Here is an 11,123-nt window from a genome sequence, read left to right as displayed (position 1 = left end):
ATGGGCTCGCCGTAATGGCCGAGATCCCGTATATTCTGGACACCCTGCCGTTGCCAGACCGATACTCGGGACATGAGTTCGACGCACCCGCCTGTGCGCGCCTCCGACGGGGATCGTGATCGCGCGATCGATCAACTGCGCGATCATGCCGCCGAGGGGAAGATCTCACACGACACGTTCCTCGGACGGGTCGACCAGGCGCTGCGGGCGCGCAGTCAGGTCGAGCTGACCGACCTCGTGTCCGACCTGCCGCCGCGCGGGAAGTGGCGGCGCAGGTTCACCGAGTCCGTCGCGGCGATCTCCGAGTTCACCAACCGGGTCGAGAGCGCCTGGAAGCGGCCCAGGCTCCCCCGGCTCGCGCTGCCCGGGGACAGCCGCGTGCGGTACGTGGTCGGGCGGGGGTCGGAGTGCGATCTGGTGCTGACCGACCTCACGGTCTCGCGCGTACACGCCGAGCTGCGGCGGGACACCGAGGACTGGATGCTGATCGACCTCGGGTCGCTCAACGGGACGCGCCTGAACGGCTGGCGGCTGGTCGGTCCCGCGCGGGTGCGCATCGGCGACGAGGTGTCGTTCGGCGAGTGCGCGTTCGTCCTGACGACGGCCACCTGAGACGCGGCCGGGACCACGCCGGGCAAGGCGTGTCGATGCCCTTCCGTCGCCGGCCACCGGGCCGTGATCGCCGGGGCAGCGGGCGGGACATACGGAGGTTCTCGTATCGCCCGCGCCGGCGATCTCGCCGATGATCCGTGCAACCCCCTACTCGGAGGCATGAGTGCGCAAGCGCAGACCATGGATCACCCTGTCGGTGGCGGCGGCCCTGGCCGCGACCCTCACGCAGGCCACGGGCGGGGCCACCGCCACGGCCGACGACCCGGCGCCGGGGGTCACGGACCTCGTCCAGGACCTGGACCGCCTGCTCGGCGATCCGCGCCTGGTCGTGGCCGGCTCCGGCCTCGTCGTCAGGAGCGCCGCGACCGGCGAGCAGTTGTACGCCAAGGACGCGGGCAAGGTGCTCGCCCCGGCGTCGAACACCAAGCTGCTGACCTCGGCCGCCGCCGTGGACACCCTCGGCCTCGACTACCGCTTCACCACGAGCGTGCTGAGCGCGGGCCGCCGGGCGGGGGCGACGCTGACGGGCGACCTGTACCTGAAGGGGACCGGCGACCCGACCATGCTCGCCTCGGACTACGACGCGCTCGCGGCCAAGGTCGCCTCCGCCGGGGTCAAGCTGGTCACCGGCAGGCTGGTGGCGGACGACACGTGGTTCGACGCCTCGCGCCTCGGCACCGACTGGGCGCAGGACGACGAGCCGTACTCCTACGCGGCGCAGATCTCGGCGCTCACCGCCGCGCCGGACACCGACTACGACGCCGGGTCGCTGATCGTCTCGGTGGCGCCGGGCGGTGCGCAGGGCTCGCCCGCCAAGGTGGGCACCACGCCGCAGACCGGCCACGTCACGATCGAGAACCACGCCACGACGGGTGCGAGGACCGACGTGACCGTGACCCGGGAGCACGGCACGAACAGGATCGTCGTCACCGGCACCGTCGCCGGCGCCTACGACGAGTGGATCGCCGTGGACGACCCCACCGGGTACGCCGCGTCGCTGTTCAGGACGGCGCTGACCCGGCACGGCGTCCGCGTGCTCGGCCGCACGTCACGGGGCGCGGCGCCGGGGACGGCCACGAGCGTCGCCGCGCGGACGTCCATGCCCCTGCGCGAGCTGCTGGTGCCGTTCATGAAGCTGAGCAACAACATGCACGCCGAGATCCTCACCAAGGCGATGGGCCGCAAGGTGTCCGGCGCGGGAAGCTGGAGCGCCGGGCTGGCCGTGACCCGGGCGTTCGCCGCCGCCAACGGGATCAAGGCGCTGAGCCTGCGCGACGGCTCCGGGCTGTCACGCGCGGACGGCGTCACGCCGGGCGAGCTGACGGCCTACCTGATCGCGCTGCGCGCCAAGCCGTGGTTCCCGGCCTGGTACGACGCGCTGCCCGTCGCGGGCGTCTCCGACCGCCTCACCGGCGGCACGCTGCGCAGTCGCATGGCCGGGACCCCCGCGGCCGGCAACGTCCACGCCAAGACCGGCTCGCTCACCGGGGTCAGCGGCCTGTCGGGCTACGTGACCGGCGTGGACGGCGAGCCGCTCGTCTTCTCCATCCTGACCAACAACTACCTGTCGGGGAGCCTCAAGGACTTCGAGGACGCGGTGGCCGTGCGGCTGGCGAGGTTCTCCCGGACGACGCCCGCGGACACGACCGGCGCGCACAGGAGCGCCAAGCCGGCGCCGGACGGCGACCTCGAATGCTCCTGGCGCAAGCCCGTCTCGTGCTGAACGAACGCCGAGGATGAGCGACGAGGCCGGCCCTCACCCCGAATAGGGGGGAACCGGCCTCGTCCTGAGAGTCACGCCCGGGAGAAGGTCACTTCTCCTTGAGCCAGCTCATCATCGGGCGGAGCTCCGCGCCGGTCTTCTCGATCGAGTGCTCGGAGAGCTCCTCGCGGTACTTGCGGAAGTTGCCCTGGCCGCCGTCGAACTCCTCGACCAGCTCGCGCGCGAACGCGCCGGACTGGATCTCGCCGAGGATGCGCTGCATCTCCTGCTTGGTGTCGCTGGTCACCACGCGCGGGCCACGGGTGTAGCCGCCGTACTCGGCGGTGTCGGACACCGACCAGTACATCTTGGAGATGCCGCCCTCGTACATGAGGTCGACGATCAGCTTCATCTCGTGCAGGCACTCGAAGTAGGCCACCTCGGGCTGGTAGCCCGCCTCGACCAGGGTCTCGAAGCCCGTCTTGATCAGCTCGGACACGCCGCCGCACAGCACGGCCTGCTCGCCGAACAGGTCGGTCTCGGTCTCCTCGGTGAAGGTGGTCTTCAGCGCGCCGGCGCGGGTGCCGCCGATGGCCTTGGCGTACGAGAGCACGAGCGGCCAGGCGTTGCCCGTGGCGTCGCGCTCGACGGCGACGAGCACCGGGACGCCGCGCCCGGCGGTGAACTGGCGGCGCACCAGGTGGCCGGGGCCCTTCGGCGCGACCATGGCGACGTCGACGCCCTCGGGCGCCTCGATCAGGCCGTAGCGGATGTTGAGGCCGTGGCCGAAGAACAGGGCGTCGCCCTCGACCAGGTTCGGCGCGACGTGCTCGGCGTACAGGTGACGCTGGATGTGGTCCGGCGCGAGGATCATGATGAGGTCGGCCTCCTCGGCGGCCTCCCCCGGCGTCACGACGCGCAGGCCGTCGTTCTCGGCCTTCTCGCGGCTCTTGGAGCCTTCCGGCAGGCCGACGCGGACGTCCACGCCGGAGTCGCGCAGCGACAGCGCGTGGGCGTGACCCTGGCTGCCGTATCCGAGGACGGCCACGTGCCGGCCCTGGATGATCGACAGGTCGGCGTCGTCGTCGTAGAAGATCTCAGTCACTAGCTTGTTGCCTTTCGTGGGTTCGTACGGCTCACGCGCTGCGGTCCAGGGCCCGCAGCGAGCGGTCGGTTATGGAACGGGCGCCGCGGCCGATGGCCACCATGCCCGACTGGACGAGCTCCTTGATGCCGAACGGCTCGAGCACCCGGATGAAGGCGTCGAGCTTGTCCGGCGTGCCGGTGACCTCGATGGTCACCGCGTCCGTGGCGACGTCCACACAGCGGGCGCGGAAGAGCTGGACGAGCTCCAGCACGTTGGACCGCGTCTCGGCGTCGGCCCTGACCTTGATCAGGGTCAGCTCGCGCTGCACGGACTGCGAAGAGTCCAACTCAACGATCTTGATGACGTTGACCAGCTTGTTGAGCTGCTTGGTGACCTGCTCCAGCGGGAGCTCGGCGACGTTGACGACGATGGTCATGCGGGACACGTCGTCGTGCTCGGTCGGGCCGACCGCGAGCGAGTCGATGTTGAACCCGCGCCTGCTGAACAGCGAGGCGACCCGGGCCAGCACGCCCGGCTTGTTCTCGACGAGAACCGACAGCGTGTGGCGGCTCATGCGTTCCCTCCCGCGAAACCTGTCAGGCGTCCGGACCGCGCGCGGGGCAGATGCCCGGTCACAGGTCCTCCTCGTTGTCCCACACGGGAGCCATGTCCCGCGCGATCTTGATCTCGTCGTTGCTGGTGCCCGCCGCGACCATGGGCCAGACCATGGCGTCCTTGTGGACGACGAAGTCGACGACCACCGGCACGTCGTTGATCTCCATGGCCTTGCGGATCGTCGCGTCGACGTCCTCGGGGCGCTCGCACCGCAGGCCGACACAACCGTACGCCTCCGCGAGCTTCACGAAGTCGGGAATCCGGCGCACCGCCTGCAGGTCGGTGTTGGAATAGCGCTCGTTGTAGAACAACGTCTGCCACTGCCGGACCATGCCGAGGTTGCCGTTGTTGATCACGGCGACCTTGATCGGCACGCCTTCCAGCGCGCAGGTGGCGAGCTCCTGGTTGGTCATCTGGAAGCAGCCGTCGCCGTCGATGGCCCACACCACGGCGTCCGGCCTGCCCATCTTGGCGCCCATGGCCGCGGGCACCGCGAAGCCCATCGTGCCCGCGCCGCCGGAGTTGATGAACGCCCCCGGCCGCTCGTAGGAGATGAACTGCGAGGCCCACATCTGGTGCTGGCCCACGCCGGCGAGGTAGAGGGCGTCCGGGCCGACGATCTCGCCGAGCCGCTTGATGACGTGCTGCGGGGCGAGCGAGCCGTCGGCGAAGTCGTCGTACCCGAGGGAGTAGGTCTCCTTGTAGCCGTTCAGGATGCTCCACCAGGCGGCGTAGTCGCCGCCGTGCCCCTCGGCCTGCTCGTGCTTGACGGCCCCGATCAGGTCGGTGAGGACCTCGCGGCAGTCGCCCACGATGGGGACGTCGGCGTGCCGGTTCTTGGAGATCTCGGCCGGGTCGATGTCGGCGTGGATCACCTTGGCGTGCGGGGCGAAGCTGTCCAGCCTGCCGGTCACGCGGTCGTCGAAGCGGGTGCCGAGGGCGATGATCAGGTCACTGCGCTGGAGCGCCCCGACGGCCGCGACCGTGCCGTGCATGCCCGGCATGCCCAGGTGCAGCGGGTGGCTGTCGGGGAAGGTGCCCCGGGCCATCAGCGTGGTGACCACCGGGATGCCGGTCAGCTCGGCGAGCTGGGTCAGCTCGGCCGCGGCGCCGGCCTTGTGGACGCCACCGCCGACGTACAGCACGGGCCGCCTGGCCTCGGCCATGAGGCGCGCGGCCTCCCTGATCTGCTTGGAGTGCGGCCGGGTGACCGGACGGTAGCCCGGCAGCCGCATGGTGGGCGGCCAGGAGAAGGGGCCCTTGGTCTGCAGGACGTCCTTGGGGATGTCGACCAGGACCGGCCCCGGCCGTCCCGTCGAGGCGATGTGGAACGCCTCGGCGACGATGCGCGGGATGTCGGCGACGTCGGTGACCAGGAAGTTGTGCTTGGTGATCGGCATGGTGATGCCGCAGATGTCGGCTTCCTGGAACGCGTCGGTGCCGATCAGCGGCGTGGCGACCTGCCCGGTGATGGCGACGATCGGCACCGAGTCCATGTAGGCGTCGGCGATGGCGGTGACCAGGTTCGTCGCGCCGGGCCCGCTGGTGGCCATGCAGACCCCGACACGGCCGGTGGCCTGGGCGTACCCCTCGGCCGCGTGGCCGGCGCCCTGCTCGTGCCGTACAAGGACGTGCCTGACCTTGGTGCTGTCGTAGAGCGGGTCGTAGGCGGGCAGGATGGTGCCGCCGGGAATTCCGAACACCGTGTCGACCCCGACGTGCTCCAGCGCCCGAACCAGGGCCTGCGCACCTGTCAATTCTTCGGTCATCGGCTCGTTTCCTCGCGTGGCTGAGCTGGGTGTGGCCATAAAAAATGCCCCGCCCCGCCGAGAGGCGGTGCTGGGGCTGCGCGCAGGCTGGGGACTCTCCGTCAGCGACCCGCGCGCCGGCGAAGTACTACGCCATCGAGCCGGACGAGCCCGGCGATCTGGTCCCCAGTGTTACGCATGCCGCAACGATAGCCCCTGACACAACCGACGTGTCAAATCCCCGGACAACAAGTCTCACGATATGGGATCTCGGACGGCGGGCGGCCCCGGCGCGGGACGCCACGCCGGGCCCCGCCCGTGCCCGTTCGCCGGGATGCCCGCCCGGAACGGTCAGGCGGTGTTCTGCAGCGGCGGGCAGTCCGTGCGCATGAGGGTGTCCACGCCCCGGGGCGCCATCGGCCGCGCCACCAGGTAGCCCTGGCCGCGCGAGCAGCCCATCTCGCGCAGGAGGTCGAGCTGCTCCGGCCGTTCGATGCCCTCGGCCACGACGGTCAGCCCGAGGTCGTGGCCGAGCCGGACGATGGTGCGGGTCAGCAGCGTGAGCGCCTCGTCGCGGCCCAGGCCGGACACGAACGACGGGTCGATCTTGATGATGTCGACGGGCAGCGTGCGCAGCAGGGCCAGGGAGGCGTAGCCGGTGCCGAAGTCGTCGATGGCCAGCCGCACGCCGAGCGCGCGCAGCGAGGTGAGCCGCTCGATGACCTCCTCGGCGTCCTCGACCAGCATCTCCTCGATCACTTCGAGGGTGAGGGCGCTCGCGGGCAGGCCGCTGTCGGCGAGCGCGGCCTCGACGGTCTCCACGAACCGGGGCGCGGTGATCTGGCGGCTGGACAGGTTGAGCGACAGGCCGATGTCCCAGGATGAGGCCCGCCAGGCCGCGACCTCGCGGCACGCCTCGCGCAGGATCCACTCGCCGAGCGGGACGATCAGCCCCGTGTCCTCGGCGGCGCCGAGGAACTGCTGCGGCGGCACGAACGCCCCGCCCGACCACCAGCGCACCAGGGCCTCCACGGCCGTGATCCGCGAGGTGGCGAGGTCCACCACCGGCTGGTACTCGACCGCGAACTGCTCGGCCAGCAGGGCGCGCTGAAGATCCGCGGCCAGCTCCAGGCGGCGCACGACGTCGGCGTGCATGTGCGCGGCGAAGACCTCGACCCGGCGGCCGCCGTGCTCCTTGGCGCGGGTCATCGCGACGTCGGCGTTGCGGATCAGGTCGCCGGCGGGCAGGCCGTCCTCGGCGAAGGCCACGCCGACGCTGGCCGTCAGCGCGATGTCGCGGTCGGCCACGCGGAACGGCTCGGTGGACACCGCGCGCAGCAACCGCTCCGCGAGGTCGATGGCCGACTGCGCGTCGGCCGACCCGGAACCGCCGGACTCGAGCAGGAGCGCGAACTCGTCGCCGCCCCACCGGGCCAGCGTGTCGTCGGTGCTGACGGCCGCGCGCAGCCGCCGGGCGGCCTGGCTGAGCAGGTAGTCGCCGCTGGCGTGCCCCACCGAGTCGTTGACGCCGGTGAAGCCGTCCAGGTCCATGAAGATCACGGCGGCGCGGGAGGCGCCCCTGCGGGCCAGCACCTCGCGGGTGCGCTCCTCGAAGTAGGCGCGGTTCGGCAGGCCGGTCACGCCGTCGTGGAAGGTCAGGTGGGTGACCTGGTTGCGCAGCGCGACCTGGTCGCTGACGTCGCGCGTGGAGATCAGGACCAGGTCCTCACCCTCGCGCGGGTGGCGGGTGGCGACGGACTCGGCGGGCCGCCAGGTGCCGTCGGCGGCGCGCACCCGGCAGGCGAGGCGGCAGGCGCCGGGACGGTCGCCGTCCTCGTCGGCGGCCATGCCGCGCAGCGCGGTCTGGATGGGCGGGACGTCCTCGGGGTGGACGTAGCCGTAGATGGGCTGGCCGAGCAGGTCCTGCGGGCGGTAGCCGTACATGGCCTCCACCCCGGCGCCCATCTCGCGGATCACGCCGTCGTGGTCCACGACCAGGACGACGTCCCCGGCGTGCTCGGCGAGCTGGACGAGCTGGCGCTCCCCCGACTCCAGCGTGCCCCGCATGCTGGCGGTGGAGATGTCCAGGACGAACACCTTGACCAGCAGCACCAGCACGACCGACCCCGCCACGACCGGCAGCGCGGGAGTCCACGGCCCCGGCCCGCCGGTCACCACCCGTACGGCGACGACGACGGTCGCGACGGCGACCAGGGCCAGCGGCGTGGCGTCCACCACGGCGGCGGGCCAGCCGCGACGGGGGCGGGCCCGGCCCGACCAGGGGGTGACCGCGAGCAGGAGGAACGCGACCGGGGCCAGCATGCCCGCGATGAGGGACGGCTGGCCGTCCGCGGCGGCCCGGCCTACCGAGGTCGCGAACTCCTGGACGGTGATCGCGGCGAGCACGCCGAGCGCGCCGAGGCCCATGCGCCGCTCGGGCGAGCGCGAGGCCAGCACGGCCGGGGCGACGGCGCAGGTCGCGAGCAGGCACACGACCGGCGAGGCCAGGGAGCCGGGCTCGTCGGTCCTGGCGTAGACGGGGGCGAGCAGCGTGACCCAGCAGATCATGAACAGCGACGCCGCGCCGACGTAGGCGCCCGCCGCGTAGTGGAGCAGCGACCGGCCGTAGGCGGTCCGGCGCGCGGTGCTCCCGCAGCCGAAGGCCAGGAGCAGGACGCCGACGAGTAACAGCACGTCGGCGAAGGTGAGCACGAAGGGCGTGCCCTCGGCGATGGGGCGCACCCCCTCGCCGGTGAGCCAGATGATCGACCCGAAGGCCAGGCGGCGCAGGGACGAGGCACGGCGGCGGCGCGAGCGGCGCGCGGCGCGCACGGAGCCGACCAGCAGCCCCGCGGCGGCCACGAGGCCCGCGACGACCCCCGCCACCGCGGTGACGACCACGGAGGACCCGTTGACCAGGAGGGCGGCCGCGAGCGCCACCGCACCGAGACCGGCCGCGGCGGTCAGCGGGACCCTCGGGTCACGTAGGCCGTTCAACGTCGTCGCCCATGCGGCTCATCCCTGTCACGTCGCCAGTGTCCCGCTCGACCGGTGGCGCGGGAGGCGACAACCGTCCGGTCGTCACCGTTCTGATAACCGCCGCGCCTTCCGAACGGTCGCGCGGTGAGATTCACCGTACGCAGCGGAGGTCACGAGGCAGCCACGGTCTGACTTTGCTTTCTTATCGTTCCGAGTCAGGAATGGATGTCAAGCGTGTCAGTAAGAGCCCGTGATGACGTTCTTCAGCGGTTCCCCGGACAGGTATCTCAGCATCTGAGACCTCAGGAGTTTACGCAGCCGCCGCTGCGAGGCGGCCGTGCTGCCGGCGACGTGCGGGGTGATGAACACGCCCGGCGCCGACCACAGCGGGTGGCCGGCGGGCAGCGGCTCGGGGTCGGTGACGTCCAGCGCGGCGCGCAGCCGGCCGGCGCGCAGCTCGGCGAGCAGCGCCCCGGTGTCCACGACCGGCCCCCTGGCGGCGTTGACCAGCAGCGCGCCGTCCTTCATCGACGCGAGGAAGCGGGCGTCCACGAGCCGGGCCGTGCCCGAGGTGGACGGCACGAGCAGCACCACCACGTCGGCCTCGGGCAGCAGGCGGGGAAGCTCGTCCTCGCCGTGCACGCCCTCGCGCGGCGTCCGCGCCACGCGCACGACGTCCACCTCGAAGCCGTCGAGGCGGCGCTCCAGCGCCTGGCCGATCGAGCCGTATCCCACGATCAGCACGGTGGCGTCGGCGAGCACGCCGGTGTGGCGGTAGGTCCACTCGCCGCGCTCCTGGGCGAGGGCGAAGGCGGGGAACTCGCGCAGTACCGCGATCATGGCGCCCACGGCCCACTCGGCGGTGCCGGCGTCGTGCACGCCGCGGGCGTTGCACAGGATCACGCCGTCCGGCAGATGCGGAACGTAGGCGTCCACACCGGCCGACACGGTCTGCAGCAGGCGCAGGCTCGTCATGCGCGCGAGCATCCCGGCCGTGGCGCGCGGCGGCATCAGCGGAGGAATCCAGACCTCCACCTCGTCCGCGCCCTTGGGCGGCTCGGGGCCGCCGTCGTAGACCTCGCACTCCACGCCCGGCAGATCGGCCAGGACGTCCACGACGTCCTGAGACGGAGCCCAAATCTTCATGACCGTCAACCCTAACCACCGCCCCGCCAGCCGGGAACCTCGCCGTCCGCGGGCGAGTATGGAGTTCACGGAGGAGGTCACATGTCCAATCGAACGTTCCGCCGCGGGGCCCGCCGGGGCGCGGCCGCCACGGTGCTCGCCGGGGCGCTGGCGGCCGCGCTCACGGCCGGGTGCGTCCCGGACGGCGCCGGGCGCGCCGACGCGGGCGACCCGCCCGCCACCCGGCCCGCGCCGCCCACCGTCACGCCCGAGAGCGGGCCCAGGACACCGAGGACCCTGGTCGCGGACCTGGCCGTGCCGTGGGCCGTCGCCTTCCTGCCCTCCGGCGACGCGCTGGTCACCGAGCGCGACTCGGCCCGGCTGCTGCGCGTCACCCCGGCCGGGCGGGTCGGCGAGGTGGGAGTGATCCGGAACGTGTCCCCCGCCGGGGAGGGCGGGCTGCTCGGTGTCGCCGTCTCGCCCAGGTTCGCCCAGGACCGGTCGGTCTTCGTGTACTTCACGGCCGCGAACGACAACCGCATCGTGCGCTACCGCTACGACCGGACGCTGTCGAACCCGGTGACGATCCTGAGCGGCATCCCCAAGGGCGCCATCCACAACGGCGGGCGCCTGGCGTTCGGCCCGGACGGCTACCTGTACGCCTCGACCGGCGAGTCGGGCGACCGTCCCCTCTCCCAGGACCTCGGCTCGCTGGGCGGCAAGATCCTTCGCATGACCACCGAGGGCAGGCCCGCGCCCGGCAACCCGTTCGGCAGCGTCGTCTGGACCTACGGCCACCGCAACGTGCAGGGCATGGCCTGGGACCCCTCGGGCCGCATGTACGCCACCGAGTTCGGCCAGAACACCTACGACGAGGTCAACCTCATCCAGAAGGGGCACAACTACGGCTGGCCCGAGGTCGAGGGCTTCGGCGGCGGACGCAAGTACACCGACCCGCTGCTCACCTGGCCGACCAGCGAGTCCTCACCGTCCGGGCTGGCCTACGCGCGCGGGTCCCTGTGGGCGGCGGCGCTGCGGGGACAGCGGCTCTGGCAGATCCCCCTGACCGCGGCGGGCCGGGTGGGCGAGCCGATCGCCCGCTTCAAGGGAGAGTACGGGCGGCTGCGCGCGGTGGCGACGTCCCCGGACAGGAACCTGTACGTGGGGACGAGCAACAAGGACGGACGGGGAAACCCGAGGCCGGGCGACGACCGCATCCTGGTCGTCCCGTTGAAGTAGGCCCCGAAGGGGCGGG

Annotated in this window: 8 protein-coding genes; 3 read left to right on the top strand and 5 right to left on the bottom strand. The window is 72.1% G+C overall.

Going from position 1 to position 11,123, the window contains the following annotated elements:
* Nucleotides 1–72: 72 nt before the first annotated feature.
* Both BJ981_RS17585 and dacB read left to right on the top strand, forming a co-directional pair.
* The gene (locus BJ981_RS17585; RefSeq protein WP_184612409.1) at nt 73–612 is read left to right on the top strand and encodes an FHA domain-containing protein; all 540 of its coding nucleotides are present in this window, start codon (nt 73–75) and stop codon (nt 610–612) included.
* A 163-nt stretch (nt 613–775) separates the two neighbouring features.
* Entirely contained in the window at nt 776–2,335 is a 1,560-nt protein-coding gene (dacB, locus tag BJ981_RS17580) for a D-alanyl-D-alanine carboxypeptidase/D-alanyl-D-alanine endopeptidase (protein WP_184612408.1), read from the top strand.
* Between the two features lie 88 nt (nt 2,336–2,423).
* On the opposite strand, the gene ilvC is transcribed toward dacB, so the two are convergent.
* The 5 genes from ilvC to BJ981_RS17555 form a co-directional block, all read right to left on the bottom strand.
* Entirely contained in the window at nt 2,424–3,419 is a 996-nt protein-coding gene (ilvC, locus tag BJ981_RS17575) for a ketol-acid reductoisomerase (protein WP_512700925.1), read from the bottom strand.
* A gap of 31 nt (nt 3,420–3,450) precedes the next feature.
* Nucleotides 3,451–3,975 (bottom strand): acetolactate synthase small subunit, encoded by a 525-nt coding sequence (gene ilvN / locus BJ981_RS17570; RefSeq protein ID WP_184612407.1) that lies wholly within the window; start codon nt 3,973–3,975, stop codon nt 3,451–3,453.
* Between the two features lie 58 nt (nt 3,976–4,033).
* Nucleotides 4,034–5,824 (bottom strand): acetolactate synthase large subunit, encoded by a 1,791-nt coding sequence (locus BJ981_RS17565; protein ID WP_184612406.1) that lies wholly within the window; start codon nt 5,822–5,824, stop codon nt 4,034–4,036.
* Nucleotides 5,825–6,115: 291 nt separating this feature from the next.
* Nucleotides 6,116–8,761, bottom strand: a complete 2,646-nt coding sequence (locus tag BJ981_RS17560) for a putative bifunctional diguanylate cyclase/phosphodiesterase (RefSeq protein WP_221314725.1) — start codon at nt 8,759–8,761, stop codon at nt 6,116–6,118.
* Nucleotides 8,762–8,980: 219 nt separating this feature from the next.
* Nucleotides 8,981–9,889 (bottom strand): 2-hydroxyacid dehydrogenase, encoded by a 909-nt coding sequence (locus BJ981_RS17555; protein ID WP_184612405.1) that lies wholly within the window; start codon nt 9,887–9,889, stop codon nt 8,981–8,983.
* A gap of 81 nt (nt 9,890–9,970) precedes the next feature.
* On the opposite strand from BJ981_RS17555, the gene BJ981_RS17550 reads away from it, so the two are divergent.
* The gene (locus tag BJ981_RS17550; RefSeq protein ID WP_184612404.1) at nt 9,971–11,107 is read left to right on the top strand and encodes a PQQ-dependent sugar dehydrogenase; all 1,137 of its coding nucleotides are present in this window, start codon (nt 9,971–9,973) and stop codon (nt 11,105–11,107) included.
* Nucleotides 11,108–11,123: the final 16 nt, after the last annotated feature.

The sequence above is a fragment of the Sphaerisporangium krabiense genome (assembly GCF_014200435.1).
Classification (GTDB): Bacteria; Actinomycetota; Actinomycetes; order Streptosporangiales; family Streptosporangiaceae; genus Sphaerisporangium; species Sphaerisporangium krabiense.
This window is presented reverse-complemented; position numbering and strand designations above follow the sequence as displayed.

Excerpts from the sequence above, each read along its gene's own strand:
- BJ981_RS17585 (WP_184612409.1), top strand. The coding sequence starts at position 73 with ATGAGTTCGACGCACCCGCCTGTGCGCGCCTCCGACGGGGATCGTGAT.
- ilvN (WP_184612407.1), bottom strand. The coding sequence starts at position 3,975 with ATGAGCCGCCACACGCTGTCGGTTCTCGTCGAGAACAAGCCGGGCGTG.
- BJ981_RS17565 (WP_184612406.1), bottom strand. The coding sequence starts at position 5,824 with ATGGCCACACCCAGCTCAGCCACGCGAGGAAACGAGCCGATGACCGAA.
- BJ981_RS17555 (WP_184612405.1), bottom strand. The coding sequence starts at position 9,889 with ATGAAGATTTGGGCTCCGTCTCAGGACGTCGTGGACGTCCTGGCCGAT.
- BJ981_RS17550 (WP_184612404.1), top strand. The coding sequence starts at position 9,971 with ATGTCCAATCGAACGTTCCGCCGCGGGGCCCGCCGGGGCGCGGCCGCC.